General features: G+C 30.5%; 17 protein-coding genes and 1 pseudogene. 5 read left to right on the plus strand and 13 right to left on the minus strand.

The genetic code is table 11. The features are described 5' to 3' along the window. Positions 1-11: 11 nt before the first annotated feature. The 3 genes from proC to B3B03_RS17625 form a co-directional block, all read right to left on the minus strand. Positions 12-812, minus strand: coding sequence for a pyrroline-5-carboxylate reductase (gene proC / locus B3B03_RS17615; protein WP_346849080.1), 801 nt, complete (start codon positions 810-812; stop codon positions 12-14). 97 nt (positions 813-909) lie between these two features. Continuing rightward, on the minus strand, positions 910-3282 hold the full coding sequence (gene hypD / locus B3B03_RS17620) for a trans-4-hydroxy-L-proline dehydratase (RefSeq protein WP_346877956.1): 2373 nt from the start codon (positions 3280-3282) through the stop codon (positions 910-912). A gap of 3 nt (positions 3283-3285) precedes the next feature. Beyond that, positions 3286-4197, minus strand: coding sequence for a trans-4-hydroxy-L-proline dehydratase activase (locus tag B3B03_RS17625; RefSeq protein WP_156964313.1), 912 nt, complete (start codon positions 4195-4197; stop codon positions 3286-3288). A gap of 367 nt (positions 4198-4564) precedes the next feature. Between B3B03_RS17625 and B3B03_RS17630 the strand changes: the two genes are divergently transcribed. Continuing rightward, positions 4565-4975 carry a hypothetical protein gene (locus tag B3B03_RS17630; protein WP_346877957.1) on the plus strand — a complete coding sequence of 137 codons (411 nt, stop codon included), beginning with the start codon at positions 4565-4567 and terminating at the stop codon, positions 4973-4975. Positions 4976-5043: 68 nt separating this feature from the next. Here the strand turns inward: B3B03_RS17630 and B3B03_RS17635 are convergent, their stop codons facing one another. From B3B03_RS17635 to B3B03_RS17650, 4 genes are all read right to left on the minus strand, one after another. Continuing rightward, entirely contained in the window at positions 5044-5397 is a 354-nt protein-coding gene (locus B3B03_RS17635; RefSeq protein ID WP_346877958.1) for a hypothetical protein, read from the minus strand. After that, a complete protein-coding gene (locus B3B03_RS17640; protein WP_346877959.1) occupies positions 5397-5765 on the minus strand; it encodes a PqqD family protein in 369 nt (122 codons plus the stop codon). Before B3B03_RS17640 ends, B3B03_RS17635 begins: the two co-directional genes overlap by 1 nt. 96 nt (positions 5766-5861) lie before the next feature. After that, a complete protein-coding gene (locus B3B03_RS17645; protein ID WP_346877960.1) occupies positions 5862-7769 on the minus strand; it encodes an OPT family oligopeptide transporter in 1908 nt (635 codons plus the stop codon). A gap of 300 nt (positions 7770-8069) precedes the next feature. Further along, a complete protein-coding gene (locus B3B03_RS17650; RefSeq protein WP_035131673.1) occupies positions 8070-9575 on the minus strand; it encodes a YfcC family protein in 1506 nt (501 codons plus the stop codon). 772 nt (positions 9576-10347) lie between these two features. On the opposite strand from B3B03_RS17650, the gene B3B03_RS17655 reads away from it, so the two are divergent. Genes B3B03_RS17655 through B3B03_RS17665 form a run of 3 tightly spaced genes read left to right on the plus strand, consistent with a single transcriptional unit; the run spans position 10348 to position 12945 of the window. After that, positions 10348-10722, plus strand: coding sequence for a GntR family transcriptional regulator (locus tag B3B03_RS17655; protein WP_346877961.1), 375 nt, complete (start codon positions 10348-10350; stop codon positions 10720-10722). Position 10723: 1 nt separating this feature from the next. Further along, positions 10724-11632 (plus strand): ABC transporter ATP-binding protein, encoded by a 909-nt coding sequence (locus B3B03_RS17660; protein ID WP_346877962.1) that lies wholly within the window; start codon positions 10724-10726, stop codon positions 11630-11632. Beyond that, positions 11614-12945 carry a hypothetical protein gene (locus B3B03_RS17665; RefSeq protein ID WP_346877963.1) on the plus strand — a complete coding sequence of 444 codons (1332 nt, stop codon included), beginning with the start codon at positions 11614-11616 and terminating at the stop codon, positions 12943-12945. The genes B3B03_RS17660 and B3B03_RS17665 overlap by 19 nt, the downstream gene beginning before the upstream one ends. Positions 12946-12999: 54 nt before the next feature. Here the strand turns inward: B3B03_RS17665 and B3B03_RS17670 are convergent, their stop codons facing one another. Both B3B03_RS17670 and B3B03_RS17675 read right to left on the minus strand, forming a co-directional pair. Further along, on the minus strand, positions 13000-13527 hold the full coding sequence (locus tag B3B03_RS17670) for a DUF5662 family protein (protein WP_035131665.1): 528 nt from the start codon (positions 13525-13527) through the stop codon (positions 13000-13002). 85 nt (positions 13528-13612) lie between these two features. Beyond that, positions 13613-13966: a YxeA family protein gene (locus B3B03_RS17675; RefSeq protein ID WP_346877964.1), complete on the minus strand. Its 354-nt coding sequence runs from the start codon at positions 13964-13966 to the stop codon at positions 13613-13615. Positions 13967-14080: 114 nt separating this feature from the next. On the opposite strand from B3B03_RS17675, the pseudogene B3B03_RS17680 reads away from it, so the two are divergent. Next, positions 14081-14203, plus strand: a pseudogene (locus tag B3B03_RS17680) (transposase); the annotation flags it as partial. 100 nt (positions 14204-14303) lie between these two features. Here B3B03_RS17680 and B3B03_RS17685 read toward each other — a convergent pair. From B3B03_RS17685 to B3B03_RS17700, 4 genes are all read right to left on the minus strand, one after another. Next, positions 14304-14714 carry a DUF1259 domain-containing protein gene (locus tag B3B03_RS17685; RefSeq protein WP_346877965.1) on the minus strand — a complete coding sequence of 137 codons (411 nt, stop codon included), beginning with the start codon at positions 14712-14714 and terminating at the stop codon, positions 14304-14306. Between the two features lie 244 nt (positions 14715-14958). After that, the gene (locus B3B03_RS17690; protein ID WP_346877966.1) at positions 14959-15642 is read right to left on the minus strand and encodes an amino acid ABC transporter ATP-binding protein; all 684 of its coding nucleotides are present in this window, start codon (positions 15640-15642) and stop codon (positions 14959-14961) included. A 13-nt stretch (positions 15643-15655) separates the two neighbouring features. Further along, positions 15656-16297 (minus strand): amino acid ABC transporter permease, encoded by a 642-nt coding sequence (locus B3B03_RS17695; protein ID WP_346877967.1) that lies wholly within the window; start codon positions 16295-16297, stop codon positions 15656-15658. A 12-nt stretch (positions 16298-16309) separates the two neighbouring features. Next, positions 16310-17107, minus strand: a complete 798-nt coding sequence (locus B3B03_RS17700; RefSeq protein WP_346877968.1) for an amino acid ABC transporter substrate-binding protein — start codon at positions 17105-17107, stop codon at positions 16310-16312. Between the last annotated feature and the right edge of the window lie 82 nt (positions 17108-17189).

Raw genomic sequence — 17189 nt, forward strand, 5'->3', positions numbered from 1 at the left:
CTTTAATAACTCTACATTTTTCCTGCCTTTTCTACACATGCCTTCATAGCTTCAATGACACTGCTACGTAAACCTCTTTCTTCTAAAACTCTCACCGCTTCTATAGTCGTACCTCCTGGAGAACATACCATATCCTTTAATTCTCCTGGATGTTTACCTGTTTCCATTACCATCTTAGCACTACCATAAACTGCTTGAGCTGCAAACTTGTAAGCTTTATCCCTTGGCATGCCTTCCATTACCGCTGCATCTGCCATGGCTTCAATAAACATAAATACATAAGCCGGTGAACTTCCACTTACAGCCATAACTGCATCCATCATTCTTTCTTCTACAACTTCTGCTTTTCCAAAGCCACTTAAAATATTACATATATAATTTAATTCTTCTTCACTGACTAAAGCATTTTTACACACTCCAGTGATTCCTTCTCCTACAAGAGCTGGCGTATTTGGCATAGTTCTAACTATCTTCACAGCTCTTCCAAATTGACCTTGTAATTTTTCAAGACTTTGACCTGGTGCTATAGTTACTATGATAGTTTCATCCTTAATCACAGATGAAATTTCTTTAATTACATTATCATAATATTGAGGCTTTATAGATAAAACTATCACATGACTATTCATTGCTACTTCTTTATTATCAGCAGTAATATTTATACCTAGCTCCTTATTTGTGTTAGCTAATCCTTCAGCATATGAATCAGAAGCTATAATTTCCTCTGCACTAAGAATCTTAGATGAAATAATTCCTCCGATCATAGCTTTTGCCATATTTCCACAACCAATAAATCCTAACTTCATTCCCATTTTAAAGACCCCTTTATATTTATATTTTTATAATATGCTCCGCCTCGCATTCACTCGGTGGAGTAACTTCCACTAACCAAATCATAGATTTGGAGTGTCAGTTAAATCGCTGTTCTGTTCTGTTTATTATTTCGTCCTGAAGTTCTTTGCTTAGATTTCTGAAGTGGTCACTGTAACCTGCAACTCTTACTATTAAATCCTTATAATCTTCAGGATATTTTTGAGCTTCTATTAAAGTTTCTCTATCAATTACATTGAATTGAATATGATGGCCATCCATATTGAAATAAGCTCTTACTAAGTTAGCCATGTGGTCTAGTCCTTCTTCTCCTGCTACTACACTTGGGGTGAATTTTTGATTTAGAAGAGTTCCTCCAGTTCTTAGATGATCCATCTTAGAGGCTGATTTTATAACCGCCGTTGGTCCATTAGTATCTGCTCCCTTTTCAGGTGATATCCCTTCTGATACTGGTTTATGAGCAAGACGACCATTTGGACTAGCTATCATCACTTCTCCAAAGTAAACATGGCAAGTAGTCGGTAGCATATTGATTCTATAACATCCGCCTTTAACATTTGGTCTACCAGTTATTATTTTATTATACGCATCAAATACTGATGTCATGATTTCATCAGCATAATCATCGTCATTACCGTATTTGGGAGTTTTATTTCTAACTAGATTTGCAATTATCTCATTGCCTTTAAAGTTATTTTCTATGGCTTCTATCAATTTTTCCATGGTAAATTTCTTTTTATCATAGACATTATATTTTATAGCAGCTAGAGAATCAGTAATAGTTCCTATACCAACCCCTTGTATATAGTTAGTATTGTAACGAGCTCCTCCTGCATTGTAGTCTTTTCCTTTTCTTATGCAATCATTAGTTATAATTGAAAGAAAAGGTGCAGGCATATAATCTGCATATATTTTTTCAATGATATTACTTCCTTCTATTTTTATATCTGCAAAATACTCTATTTGTTTTTTATAAGCACTAAATAACTCTTCATAGTTTTTAAATTCCTTAGCATATCCTAATTCTAATCCTAGTTGCTTACCACTTACTTTATCATATCCATTAAATAATGTTAATTCTAATATCTTCGGTAGGTTAAAGTATCCTGTTAAAATATAGGCTTCATTTCCAAATGCTCCAGTTTCAACACATCCACTAGTACCACCTCTTCTTGCATCCTCTATGGATTTACCTGCATTAAGAAGTTCTTGTACAATGGCCTCTGTATTATAAAAGGCAGGTTGACCCCATCCCTCTCTAGAGATTTCACAAGCTCTTTTCAGGAATCTCTTAGGGGTTTTTTTACTGATTTGTACATTTGAGCTTGGCTGAAGCAGCTGCATTTCATCCATGCAATCTAGGATTAAATAGCTTATATCATTTACTCCATCTTGCCCTTCAGGTGTAATTCCACCAGTGTTAATGTTAGCAAAGTCAGTGTAGGTACCACTTTCCTTTAAGGTTACTCCTACCTTTGGAGGTGATGGTTGATTATTAAACTTAATCCATAGACATTCCAAAAGTTCCTTAGCCTTATCTTCATCTAAAATACCTTCCTCTGCATCTCTTTCATAGAAAGGATTTAAGTGTTGATCAAGTCTTCCTGGACTATATGCATCCCAAGGATTTAATTCTGTAGTTACTCCTAAATGAACAAACCAATACATCTGTATTGCCTGCCAGTAAGTCCTTGGAGCATGGGCTGGTACTACTTCACAGTTCGCTGCAATTTGAAGTAGCTCCTTTTTTCTTTTCTCATCTATTTCTTTGCTAGCTAGATCTCTAGCATATTTAGCATATCTCTCCCCTAGAATCATAATAGCATCACAGCTAATACTCATAGCATTTAGTTGCTCTCTTTTTGAAAATGCTTCTTTGTCATTTAAAAAATCCAATTTACATATAGCTTCCTTAATTTCATTTTTATAATCTAAGAATCCTTTTTTGTATATATTTTCAGAGCCTACTGTATGCCCTGGACCTCTTTGCTCCATGAACTCAGTAAAAATTCCACTTTCATAACACGACTTCCACTTATCACTCATGGCATTTATAATTTTATTTCTAATAGATCTTTTTTCCCAGTAAGGAATAATTTCTTCTTCCTGAGTTTTTAAATCCTCTTCATTTACTTTAAAGCAAATTAATTCTCTATCATTCATTATGTGCATATCTTCAAGGGTATGACAACATAGTTCTGGAAATGTTGGAGCTGCCTGTGGTCCATCTCCTTTTTCTCCAACTATAAGTTCCCCATCATTAATGCATAAAGTTTTGTTCTCCATAAAATACTTAAATGCTAAAGCTCTCATTTCTGGAATTGATACAGAACCTTCATACTTCTTATAGGCCTCAGTCATTAGCTTAGCTCTCTCCATATATATATGAGGAACAGTGTTTACACTTTGAGTCCTTAATTTTTTTATTCTTTCATTCATGCCTCTTTCCATGAATTAACCTCCTATTTTTATATTTATAAATCCAGCCTTTTCAAATTTCCCCTTTACAGTCTCCATTCTTTCCTTACTAGGTGCTTCAAAGTTAACTCCTTCATAGACCTTTTGAAGTCTTTCATATTTGCTCTTCCCTGTATTATGATAAGGAAGTAAATTTATCTTATGTACATTTATATTATTCTTTAAAAATTTTATTAATTCTTCTATAGATTCATCATCTGCATTAACCCCTTCTACCAAGGGTATCCTTATATTGATATTTGCTCCAGCTTCACTTAACTTTTTTAAGTTTTCAAGAATAAGATTATTAGACTTTCCTATATATTTTATATGCTTTTCATTATCCATAAGTTTTATATCATATAAAAAAGTATCTACATACTTAAGTATTCTATTATAATTTTCGTAGGGAGCTTGACCACAAGTATCAATGGCAATGTTATATCCCTTTTTCTTCAATTTTTTTAATAATTCTTCTATATAGTCCATGTTTTGAGTCATAACCTCTCCGCCAGATAATGTAATCCCTCCACTTGATTCCTCATAAAACATTCTATCTTTTTCTGCTTCCTTAACAAGCTGTGCTACTGTATATTCTTTCCCCACAATTTCACGAGCATTATTTACACAATAGTCAATACATTCCTTACAAAGATCACACTTGATTTTATCTGTAACAACGCATTTTTCTTCCTTTGAAATTGCCCTTTGAGGACAACTATCTATACATGCCATACACCCTGTACATTTTTCTTCATTGTACATAAGTTCTTCACTATAATTTTGACTTTCTGGATTATGACACCATAGACAAGATAGTGGACATCCCTTGAAAAAAATGGTGGTACGAATTCCATTCCCATCATGGATAGAATACTTTTGAATATTAATAATCTTTGGCAAGTTCAACATATCACCTCAACTCACATTGATAAATAAAATTTATACTCTTAAAAATAAATTCATATATATGAATTTATTTAATTATATTTTCACTTTAATTATAAAATTTATTATATCTAATGTCAAATAATATATTTTCATAAATATGTTGTAAATCTATAAAACTTCATACATTTTTTTATTCTTACTATATCTTTAATTTGATAGACTAACTTTAATCAATTACTGCGTCAACCGTTGTAGCACATAATTCTTCACATGACTGTGTAAAAGTTTGCATTTGCATAGAATTCTATATATAATGATATTTATACCTTATTATTTGTTTGAATAGTAATTATTATATACATATAGTGATTTTGGAGGAATTTTAATGTCAAAGGAAAAAAAGATTGAAAAAGCAAATGCAAAAGCAAGAAAAAGATTAGAAAATGCCATGAATAATATTTATGTAAAGTTCACTTTATTTAAGGAAGTTCATGAAACTGCATATAAATTAAACCCTGAATATAAGTACTTCTGGGATAAACATCCTGCCGAAACTAAGCAAGATATACTAAAAAATCAAAAACCTATGGATATGAATCTAAGCAAGGGCAGAATTCCAGAAATGCAGTTCGGCTTTGGAACCTTAGGCTTTGGCTATGGAATAAAGAGATTATTCTCTAGTGAAAGGTTATCTTCAGAAGAAAAAATAGAAATTTCTGTTACTTGTGAAAAGTTTACTAAAACTGTAAGAGCAGTAAATGAAACTCTTTGGAGAAAACCACCAAAAACTTTATAATTAGTTATAGAAAAAGTGTGCAAAATCATATGATTGTGCACACTTTTGTTATATTTAATTTATTTTTATTATCTTAATTTATACACCCTTTTATTACTATCAACATCTTCCATGATTAGATTTTTATTCATCATAAATTCTATTAAAGTTCTTGTAAATTCTTTTTTGTCAGTGACTACAGCTTTTTTTCTGCTATAGAATTGGGAAGCTGTAACGCCTAAAACTTCTTGCTCTATTTCCGATTTTGTAATGAACTTTTGTGTTTTTAACTTCTTAATTACTTTTTGGGCACCCTTGCTATATAAGATTTGTAAAAGATCCTTCTGTTGTGCACCTGATTTTTTTAGTCCCCATGCATATATAATAGCAGTAGCTACTGCAAATAATAAAATACCTATAATTGTTTGAATTCTAATTGGCATTATTTATTCTCCTTCCTTATGTAAAGAATAAATTTATTCTCGTGAAGAATTTGAAAAAATTTTACTAAACGGTTTAGTAAAGGCTCTGCTTCTTTACCAAAGTGTTTCTTTACCTCTTCCGAAATACCAAAAATTGTATTCATTCCATCGATATAATTCCATATGAAAGTTCCATAGGCATCTAGCTCTATATGGCTAACTTTAGGTTTGTGGAAGAATTTTTGAGCAATTCTATTATGAAGTCCTTTATTAGGTATATCTACTACTACTAGTTTTTTTTCATTTAAAGACCAAGTGTATTCTTCATTTTTCTTTGGAATGTAATCTAAATAATTTTCCTTCTGTGCACTTTTTTCTTTATTTAACATGACTATTCACTTCCTATTAAATAATATCCGGCCTAGGTTTTCCCTAGGTCGGATAACTTATTTTTTATTTTAATAGACTATTGCAAGAAATAATTTCTATTTTCTAATCTTATTTTTAGATGCACTGAATTTGAATATTGTGAATATTAAGAACAAGAAGAAGATTAAACCACCAATATTGCCTAAACTTATAGTTTCTGAAATATTAATTACATCACCAAGAGTAGATGCTCCAATTGGGATAATTGCAAATACTGCAAGTAAAATACCTACTAATCCTTCACCAGCAATTAAACCTGAGGTGTATAAAATACCATTCTCAACAACTTGACCTCTTTCTTCTTCTGAAACATTTTTCTTCTTATCAAAGTATAATCTTACTAATCCACCAGCCATAATTGGTGTACTTAAGTGAATTGGTAAATAAAGTCCTACAGCAAATGGTAATACTGGAATTCCTAGTATCTCAATTACAATTGCAATACCTGCACCTGCAAATACTAGTGCCCAAGGAAGATTTCCTTCCATTACACCTTCTACTACCATCTTCATTAATGTTGCCTGTGGCGCTGGTAATTCTGTAGAACCATAACCCCATGCCTTATTTAATAGGTATAACACTCCACCTATAGCTATAGCAGATACTAGCACTCCAATTAACTCGCCGATTTGTTGTTTTTTAGGTGTTGCACCAATGATATAACCAGTTTTTAAATCCTGTGATGTATCACCAGCAATAGCTGCTATAATACATATAATTGAACCAATTGCGATTGCAGCAGTCATACCCTCTTGTCCAATAGTTCCTGTAGCTTTTAAAATAATTGTTGCAAACAATAATGTTCCAATTGCCATTCCTGATACTGGGTTATTACTACTTCCTACTAATCCTACCATTCTAGAAGATACTGTAGCAAAGAAGAATCCAAATACTACAATTATAATTGCACCAACTAGATTTACAGGAATTACAGGTACTAGCCACATTAATATAATAATTATTAAGCAAGCTGCTAAAATACCTTTCATAGGTAAATCTTGTTCTGTTCTAAGGTCACTAATAGTGTTACTTCTACCGTAGCTCTTCATCGCTTGCCTAAATGTTTTCACAATTAATGGTAGTGACTTCACTAAGCTTAAAATACCCCCCATTGCAACAGCACCTGCACCGATGTAACGGATATATTTACTCCAAATTGTAAAAGAATCCATAGCGCTTATAGGATCTGCACCTGGGTATATAACTGCATCTCCGCCAAATAAACTAATTAATGGCATTAATACAAACCAAGCAACTATTCCACCAGATAACATGTATGCAGATATCTTAGGTCCACATATATAACCTACTCCTGCTAGTGCTGGAAGTACGTCTATACCTACTCCAGATCCCTTATAGCCTGTAAGTTCATAATGTACTTCACTTGGAAATAACTTTAATCCATCAGCAATAAATTTGTATAATGCAGCTATTCCAAGACCTGCAAACACTGTAGAAGATTTTGCTCCTCCCTGTTCACCAGCAAGTAAAACTTCTGCACAAGCAGTTCCTTCTGGATATGGAAGCACTCCATGTTCTTCAACAATAAGAGCTTTACGAAGTGGTACCATAAATAAAACACCGAGAATACCACCACAAAGTGCGATAATTCCAATTTCCAGTAAAGATGGTGCTTCTGTTCCCCATTCTGATGCCCACATAAATAATGCTGGTAATGTGAAAATAGCTCCAGCTGCAAGTGATTCACCAGCAGAACCAATTGTCTGAACTATGTTGTTTTCAAGAATGGAGTCTTTTCTTAGAATAACACGTATAACTCCCATTGAGATAACCGCTGCTGGAATTGAAGCTGATACTGTCATACCAACTCTAAGACCTAAGTAAGCATTGGCTCCACCAAAAAGTACTGCCAGTAAAATTCCTAAAATAATAGATGTTAATGTAAATTCGGGTACGACTTTTTCAGCAGAAATGAACGGTTTAAAACTGTCTTCTTTTTTCATCAAATTCCCTCCCTATATATTCATCTTATTACATATTGTAGCATCCCTTGTTTTGTTTTACAATATGCTATATTACATTATATTATTTTTTATGAAACTTATAACTAATATACTATTTATAGTTAATATTTTTTATAAATTATTATTTATGTTAAATATTTAACTATAACAACTTTTATTTCTTATATTGCTAAATCAAAAGAAATAACTATCATATATATAAATACCCCCTAGGATAGACTATAATTAGCCTATCCTAGGGGGATTTTTTTAAATTCTATAAAGTTTTACTATTTCATATTAAAAATTAACTTGTATTAATAGCATTATTGCACTAAATGCTGCTATATATCCCATTAGAGGCATTATAAATTTTAACCACTTGTCATAAGTTACATCAACCATCTCTAATGTTGCAAGAATTAATCCTGTTGGAGTAATAAATGAAATTAATCCTAATCCGTATACATAAGCTGAAATTATAACATCTCTTGAAAGTCCAACTGAATCTGCAAGAGGAGCCATAATGGGAATGGATAGAACAGCCAGTCCTGATGAAGAAGGAATAAAGAATCCAAGTACTATAAATATTAAAAGCATTAGTACTATAAATATATTTCCGTTCATACCTGCTATAGCATTAGAGAAGAAGTTAAGTATTGTATCAGAAATCATACCATTTTCTAATACAAGGTTAATACTTCTAGCAACCCCTATAACTAATGCAACACTCATTAAATCAGCAGCTCCAGTTACGAATTGGTTTACAAACTCTTTCTCCCCTAATTTTGATAGGAATCCAATAATTATACCAGTTACTAAGAATAGAGCTGTCATTTCTGCGAACCACCAATCCAAAGAAGAAACTCCATAAATCATAACTACAAAGGTTAAAAGGAATATTAACAATATAATTTTGAATCTTAAAGTTAATTCTGGTGCTTCTCCTTGACTAGCAAATTTAGCTTCAATTTTTTCTTTGTCTGCAAATGTTAATGATTTACTTGGATCTGCTTTAACTTTCTTAGCATATCTTAAAATATATATTATAGTTATTAAAGTACCAAGAACAAAAGCAATAATTCTGAAGTTAAGTCCATTTGTAAAGCTTATTCCAGCAGCATTAGAACCTATAACTACTGAGAATGGGTTTACTGTTGAGAACATACTTCCTATAGAAGAACCCATGTATATTGCTGCAATACATACCATAACATCATAGTTTGCAGCTAAGAATACGGGAACCATTATTGGATACAGAGCTATTGTTTCCTCTGCCAGTCCAAAAGTAGTACCTCCAAGAGAAATCAAGAAAGTAATAAATACTATCAATATGTATTCTTTTCCTTTAGTTAATCTTGAAAGACTTGCAATCCCTGCATTAAATGCACCAATGTTATTTAATACTCCAATAACTCCACCTATAATAAATACAAATAAAATTATATCTATAGTATCATATACTCCGTTAATAGGTGATAGAATTATATCAATTATACCTTGTGGACTTTGTTCAACTTTTTCATAAGTACCTGGTATAGCTACTGGTTTATTAATACTACCATCTTCAAATTTAGAAATGTCACCAGTAACCTTAAGTTCATCTAAAGTTTCTTGAGTACCAGGCATTTCTTTTATATCTCCATTGGGAGCAGTAATCTCAAACACAGTGCTATCTGCATTATAAGATAACTTTGAATATGAACCAGCTGGTATCACATAAGTTAGCGCTGCTGCTAAAAGCAATACTATAATTAATACTGTAAAAGCAGTTGGAAATGATAATTTCCTTTTATTCTTTGCCATGTAAATCCCTCCAATAATTTAGTATTAGTGCTTGCCACATATAGTAGCTTAAATTATTTATATCTACTTTAAGCACATAGTTAATATTTTATTCATAAGCCAATAAAGATTTTATATTAGTAACATGCTCTTAAATATACACACTTTTATGAAATAATGAGAAACATTCATGTATTTTTGTATAATTATCCTATGAATTAAGAATTTTTATGCTTTAATTTAAGATTCTAGTCCTTATCGCTCTTTAAACGTTTTCAGACCTACGAAAAAATTTTTAGCCATTTCACGGCATAAATTCTATAATTTCCAGCATTTCCCCATCTTATCAATTTCTTTATTTATTTCATAATAATTTTATATTGTATATTATACTCATAACTTTCTTTACACGTATAAATAATAACTTGTCCCATGTACTTTAAGATTTTAGATATAAATCCAACAAATTTTGACTTTGAGAGTCAATATTTATCGATATTCTATAATTATATTACTATAAAATCACAAAAAAATAAAGTATCATATTCGCTCTTTTTCCCCTTTTTCCCCCTCATTTCTTATTAATTCTCAGCATTACACCTGTATATTCACATTTTTGTTCATTCTATGTTCATTTTTATAAGTTTTGAATTTATATTATAAAAATATTATCGTTTTATATTTTAATTATTTTTTTTAAAAGAATTGACATTAATTCCTAATGATAATATACTAAAAGTACAATACTACATTACTCATGTAATGTAGTTCCTGAAACAAAGGAGGTTTACCCTTGAAAATAGATGTAAATAGCCTAGTTCCTATATATGTTCAAATTGCAAATGCTATTGAAGATGATATTCTTAGTGGAACTTTGGAAGAAAGTGGTACTTGCTATTCTCAATTAGTAATTGCCAAAGAGCTTACAGTTAACCCTGCTACTGCAGCTAAGGGAATTAATTTATTAGTAGGAAGAGGTATTCTTGAAAAACAAAGAGGATTAGCTATGATTATAACTCCCAATGCAAAGAAAAAAATTATGAATAGAAGGAAAAATGAAACCTTTGAAAAACTGGTAAGAGATCTAGTCAATACAGCAAAAAAATTAGACTTATCTGAAGATTATGTACTTGAAACTATAAAAAAACACTATAAGGAGGATAAATAATATGACTTCTTGCATTATAGCTAGAAATCTTTTTAAAAGATATAAATCTAAGGTGGCTATAGATAATCTATCTGTAGAAATTAATGAAAATCAACTCATAGGTTTAATCGGTAGTAATGGCTCAGGTAAAACTACTTTTATGAAACTATGTGCAGGTCTAATTGAGAAAACCGAAGGAGAATTAATGGTTTTAGGTGAAGAACCCATGGATAATTTATCGGTATTAGAGGAAATTGTATATAGCTATCATAATATGTCCTATGAATCTAACTTATGTCTAGGTAGAATTGTTGAGTGTTATAATATGATGTACCCTAACTTTGACCTTAAGTTTGCAGAAAACCTTTTGAAACATTTTAATCTTAAAATGAAAATTAAGTATAAAAATTTATCTCAAGGTATGAGAAGTTTATTTAACTTTATATGTGGTATTTCCTGTCGTGCCAAGGTTACCATGTTTGACGAACCAATTTTAGGCATGGATATTAAAACTCGTAAATCTGTTTATGATATCATACTACGAGATTATATAGAACATCCACGAACTATAATTATTTCTAGCCATATTTTATCAGAGTTGGAAAATATTCTTTCAGAACTAGTAATAATTAATAATGGGTCTTTAGTTTTATATGAAGCTATGGATACTATAAAGGAGTCTGCCTATAGAGTAGATGGAAATCCTGATAATTTAGTAAATTTCATTAAAGATAAAAAAGTACTATATAAAGATTTTAGTAACATAACCTCCTTTGCAATAATAGAAGGCTTAATTACAGAATCTTTAGAGATAGAGATATCAACTAACAATTTGAATATTTCAAGAATTAGTCCCGAAGAGCTATATATTTATCTGACTGAAAATAATTATAATGGAGGCATGGAGGAGTTATGGATAAAAGACAATTAAAAAATATTAATAATCTATATAAAATACGCTCAAAAGAGCATAAAAAGGCACTTTGGATAATTTATATACTACTTGCATCCTTTTTTGCAATTGATTTAATTGCAACTCCTATGGATATTTTCACTTATTCTAAAGATGTAACTACCTACAGTCTACAGACCTATACCACTAATGGTCTTTTCCTAGCAATTAGTATAAGCATTGGAACTTTATTGTGGTATAACTCCTTCAATAATCAACATCAAGCTTTTCCCCAGGATAATAAAACAAGATTTATGTCTTATGCTCTATTTAACTACGTTACTCTATTAAAAGTGTCAGTAACTTCTTTACTTTTATACCTAATTCAATATAACATTTGGGCATTAATTGGAAAATTAAATTCTAATATATCTTTTGCTTATCCTATAAATTTACCTTTCTTAATCTCTGGTTTTATAGTTAATTTACTCTATGGCTCCATGTTAATTGCCCTGACTTTGTTAATCAATGTTTTGAGTAAAAAATTTCATATGTATTTCTATATTACTTTCATAATGTTTATAGTGGCTGCATTCTTTAACAATGGAGCTCTGTTCATTACTATTGGAAATCTTTTTAGCTTTTGGACTAAAGAACCTTCCCTTGGCATATTTGTTGTAAAGTGTACTATAACACTAGGAATTTTACTTATTTTGTCTGTAGTTATAAATAGTACTATAGTATATTATAAAGCTGAGACTAAAAATACAACTAAATCTAGATTTATTTTATGTGGAATTGCCCTTTTCTGTTTTATCATTGTGATATCTTTAAGTGTTTTTACCCATAATTATCCATACAATAGCAATAGTGAAATGGGATCTGATTCCATAAACTTTGTTAACGATAACCCCTTTAAAAATTTTGAAGAAAAAGAAATAGAAGTGGCTCTAACTAATCTTAACACTGATATCCCTATTGAAATAGTAACTCAATTTAATGAAGATGAAGAAAATATTTTTACTACTCGCTATAGCGACTCCTCAATAGAAGAAATTTATGAAAATATTATTGTAAAATACCATCTTCCCTGCAATGAAGTGGACTATATAAATCTTAATTATTTCAAAAACCCTATAGTTACAGCAAAACTTGAGGATAACAAACTATATATTAACTATACCTATGACGAAAACCAAAAGGTTATTCTTCTTAGCTCCTATGGTACAATGTCTCAATTTGATTGCTTTAAAGGGAAAACCCTCTTTAAATCTAATGCAGGTCACATGACTGGTAGCAGTGATGGTAGGATAGAAATAATCTATCCTAAGGGTACAAAATTTAAAAACTAAAAAATTAAAGCCATCTAAAAGGAGTAATTTCTCCTTTCAGATGGCTTTATTATGTTATTTTAAAATCTGTTTTTTTATATAATCTAGAGTTATCTGTTCACCTTCACTTGCTAACTTATTAAGTAAAAGCTCTAATAATTCCCTACTGTCCTCATGAATAATTTGATAATCCTTACCCCTTTCATAATATATTAAAGCCGAATTATCTTTATACTTCTCTTTTTCATAATTCATACAAGCGCAAATTCTGTCAATAAACATTTCAACTACATAATTATTGGGCATTTTCATACCAACTATTCCATCTTGTATTTTCGTACCATAATCAATCCAATATTCTAAGTGATGCTTATTTCTTCCCTTATGATGAAGCCAAGCCTTAGAATATCCTTCCACCTTCTTTTGTATTCCATTAGGGCTAACATCTCCTCTGTAATACTTTATTCCTGCTGAAAATTCTACCCAAGAGTACTTAGAAAGATCATGTAATATTCCTTGTTTATATAACCCCACCTTAAAGCAGTATTTCATAACTAATAACTTATGTTTTGTTATAGTCTTAAAGTGATTAATTGCGTTCATTGTATTTTCATCCCCTAAAAATTATGTTTTCTCTAGTCCTATATTAACATAATTTCCTTCTCAAATAAAAACATTGAATAATAAACTAATTTAATTTATAGATTTCTTTTACCTTATCGGGTAGTTCTTTTATTTCAACTTCTTCATAACTCTTTGTTTTTTCACCCTTAACATATACCTTTAAATATCTATCAACCTTTAGTATCTTTGACGTTGTAAATGTAATTGATTTCTCATTTCCTTCTTTATCATACCCATTTATTTTATACTCATACGTATTGTATCCTCCACTATTCTCACTTGTTATATCCTTATATTCACTTACAGTTTTAACGTAATACTTTGTTGAACCTAGATTAATTATACCGTTAGAACTTACTAACAATAAAACTCCACCTACTATTATTATACTTACAATAATTCCTATTAATTTTTTCATTTTATATCCTCCTATAGTTTCTTTTAAGTAAATTATATGTTTTTTATAACTAACTTCATATTTACATCTATTACATTAGTCTTTCATTATTGTCACCTAACTTAACACTTTTAAATGAATAGATCAATTCAAGTTGAAGGTACTTTTGGAGTGTTGAAAAGTGACTATAATTTCACTCGTTTTTTTACACGTGGAAAAAATAACGTTAAAACTGAATTTATTATGCTATGTTTTGGGTGCTAAACCCCAACAAAACCTTCGGTTATTTTTATTTGAAATAGCAAAAGGAGCATCACTCCATAACTTAATTACTTATTTTGTGATGCCCCCATTAAAATTATTTATGCTGTTTTCTTAATACCCTTAGAGATTCTGCCACTTTTCTAGCAAAGTCTAATGGCCTATCAATTGACTCAAAATGAATATACATAAGTCTTGGATCCTCAAATAACCAATGGTTATGCAGTGCAGTTACTAGTATTCCTCTTGCTCTTAGCGCAGATATAAAATCATTTATTTCATTCTGAAGTATAACTGTTTCACCTAAATTAAGAGTTCTACCATTATTATCAGGAGATTCAAAAGAAAATAATGCTGCTAAAGCTAGTGGTGATTTTGTTCTTCTTCCTAATATTTCTGCATTTATATTTCTCATAAATGTTACTGTACAAACATTATTTTCTGTACTTAGAATTTCTGCTCCAAGTATCTCAGCAAATTCATCACAAATCCTACAAAAACTTTCCATAATATTCCTCCAATTATTAGATAGGTTCTATTATATAGTTAAAAATATTTTATCTATATATACATAATATGTTCTTCTTTACAATTTTGTTAAGCATTGATTTAAATAAAGTAATTATTTGCAAAAAATATAATATAACATTAATGGACATTAATATCTTTTCCTATTTCTTTTATAAAACTATCCTCTAATAATAAACGAAATGAAAGAAGGATAATCCCATCATTAATAGATTATCCTCACTTTAAATATACATATGTTCATTTTTTAATACTCCGTTATCCATGGATAAAATTCTATCAGCTACTATAGTTGCAAAAGTCATATCATGAGTAATAATTAAAACTGTCATGCCCTTTTCAATACTTAATTTTTTTATAAGATTCGCTACTTCTTCAGTGATGCTTGGATCTAGGGCAGAGGTTGGTTCATCAAAACATATAAGTTTTGGATTCATTGCAAGTGCCCTTCCTATGGCAACTCGCTGTTTTTGTCCCCCTGAAAGTTGAAATGGATAGCAATTTTCTTTATTTGCAAGTCCTAAAAAACCTAATATTTCTTTAGCTTTATTTTTAGCTTCTTCAATACCAACTCCCAATACTACCCTTGGAGCTTCTGTAATATTTTCTAAAACATTCATATGTGGGAATAAATTAAAATTTTGAAATACTAGCCCCACATCCATCGGTATTTCCAACTTTTCCTTTCTTTGAGCCCCTTCTCCATCTTTGTATAAATACTTGTTGTTTATTATTATAGAACCCTTATCAGGTTTAGTTAATCCACTTATACACCTAAGAAGGGTGGTTTTTCCACCACCAGAAGGTCCTACTATAACAGTAATTTCCCCTTCTTTTATTTCAAGGTTTACACCTTTTAAAACTTTACTATCACCAAAACTTTTTTCTAATCCAATTACTCTAAGCACAATATACCCTCCTCTATTGATAGTAACTATACCTTTTTTCTAACTTTTTAAAGATTTCACCAAATAATGCAATTAAAAGTAAATATATCATTCCTACTATTAAAAGGGGTATAAGAGAAGCTTCTGTATTAGATGCTATTTTACCAACTTTTAGTAGTTCGTCTAATCCAACTACATACACTAATGCAGTATCCTTTACAAGTGTAATAATCTCATTTGCCAGAGCAGGAAGTATTCTCTTAATAGCTTGTGGAAGAATTATTTTAAAAAATATGTATTTTTGAGAAAAGCCAAGAACCTTAGCTCCTTCGTATTGTCCTTCCTCTATAGAAATTATTCCAGCCCTAAATATTTCTGCAAAATATGCTGCATAATTAAGAGTAAATGCTAATATAGCAGCGGGAAATCTGTTAAAGGTTATCCCTATAATAGGTAAACCAAAAAATATAAATACAACTTGTAGGAGTAGAGGGGTTCCTCTCATAATTAAAATGTACCCACTTGTTATTTTGTTCAATATTTTATTTTTAGATAATCGTCCCTGGGCAACTAGTATTCCAAGAGGTATTGAAATTACAAGTGTTAATATAAATACCTCAATGGTTACTTTTAATCCTTGGAATACTTGTGGTAATAGGGTAATTAAATTATTCATATAAATACACTCCTATTTAATTATATCTTTTCCAAACCACTTTTCGGAAACTTTCTTAGCTGTACCATCTTTTTTAATATCCTCAAAGGCTTCATTAAGCTTCTCAAGCAATTCTTCATCACCTTTTCGTATACCAACACCATAAGATTCATCTCCAAAATCATCATTTAATATTTTAAATTTACCTTCACCTTTTTTGTTTATATAATATCTTGCTAAAATTTCGTCAGCTACAACAGCATCTATTCTTTTTGCTTCTAAATCCATTAATGCTTCATTATTTGTTTCAAAGGTATAAACCTTACCATCCTTAAAGGTTTTTAAAAGTTCCTCTTCCTTGTTTATTGCATCTACTGCACTAGACTGATTTTGTGCTCCAACATTCATACCTTTTAAATCAACTTTACTGTTTATTTTTGAATTCGCTAAAGTTATTATAACTTGTCTATTTTCCAGATAGGGATTTGTAAAATTCACCTTTTCTTTTCTTTCTTTGGTTATACTATAACCATTCCATATAAGATCTATTTTTCCTAAGTTAAGTTCTGATTCTTTCATAGACCAATCAATAGGCTGAAATGTTACTTGTTTACCTATTCTTTTTGATACTTCCTTTGCAAGATCAATATCAAAACCTACTATTTCCCCATTATTATCTTTAAATCCCATAGGAACAAAAGTATCATCAAAACCAATTATAAGTGTTTCCTTATCCATTGCATCCTGTGACTTATTGTTACATCCTGCTATTGATAATGCCATTACTGCAATAATTCCATAGATTATTACACTTCTTAATATTTTACTCATTTGCTTATCCCCCCACTTAATTATAATCTACTACTTTATTACTTTACCATGGTAGAGTAATAAAGTAAATACATTTCTTTTT

This window comes from Clostridium sp. UBA5712, assembly GCF_002419845.1.
Lineage (GTDB): Bacteria > Bacillota > Clostridia > Clostridiales > Clostridiaceae > Clostridium_J > Clostridium_J sulfidigenes.

What these genes read in the sequence shown, in the direction of transcription:
- proC (WP_346849080.1), bottom strand. Translation starts at nt 812, where the DNA reads ATGGGAATGAAGTTAGGATTTATTGGTTGTGGAAATATGGCAAAAGCT.
- hypD (WP_346877956.1), bottom strand. Translation starts at nt 3,282, where the DNA reads ATGGAAAGAGGCATGAATGAAAGAATAAAAAAATTAAGGACTCAAAGT.
- B3B03_RS17630 (WP_346877957.1), top strand. Translation starts at nt 4,565, where the DNA reads ATGTCAAAGGAAAAAAAGATTGAAAAAGCAAATGCAAAAGCAAGAAAA.
- B3B03_RS17635 (WP_346877958.1), bottom strand. Translation starts at nt 5,397, where the DNA reads ATGCCAATTAGAATTCAAACAATTATAGGTATTTTATTATTTGCAGTA.
- B3B03_RS17640 (WP_346877959.1), bottom strand. Translation starts at nt 5,765, where the DNA reads ATGTTAAATAAAGAAAAAAGTGCACAGAAGGAAAATTATTTAGATTAC.
- B3B03_RS17645 (WP_346877960.1), bottom strand. Translation starts at nt 7,769, where the DNA reads ATGAAAAAAGAAGACAGTTTTAAACCGTTCATTTCTGCTGAAAAAGTC.
- B3B03_RS17650 (WP_035131673.1), bottom strand. Translation starts at nt 9,575, where the DNA reads ATGGCAAAGAATAAAAGGAAATTATCATTTCCAACTGCTTTTACAGTA.
- B3B03_RS17660 (WP_346877962.1), top strand. Translation starts at nt 10,724, where the DNA reads ATGACTTCTTGCATTATAGCTAGAAATCTTTTTAAAAGATATAAATCT.
- B3B03_RS17665 (WP_346877963.1), top strand. Translation starts at nt 11,614, where the DNA reads ATGGATAAAAGACAATTAAAAAATATTAATAATCTATATAAAATACGC.
- B3B03_RS17670 (WP_035131665.1), bottom strand. Translation starts at nt 13,527, where the DNA reads ATGAACGCAATTAATCACTTTAAGACTATAACAAAACATAAGTTATTA.
- B3B03_RS17675 (WP_346877964.1), bottom strand. Translation starts at nt 13,966, where the DNA reads ATGAAAAAATTAATAGGAATTATTGTAAGTATAATAATAGTAGGTGGA.
- B3B03_RS17685 (WP_346877965.1), bottom strand. Translation starts at nt 14,714, where the DNA reads ATGGAAAGTTTTTGTAGGATTTGTGATGAATTTGCTGAGATACTTGGA.
- B3B03_RS17695 (WP_346877967.1), bottom strand. Translation starts at nt 16,297, where the DNA reads ATGAATAATTTAATTACCCTATTACCACAAGTATTCCAAGGATTAAAA.
- B3B03_RS17700 (WP_346877968.1), bottom strand. Translation starts at nt 17,107, where the DNA reads ATGAGTAAAATATTAAGAAGTGTAATAATCTATGGAATTATTGCAGTA.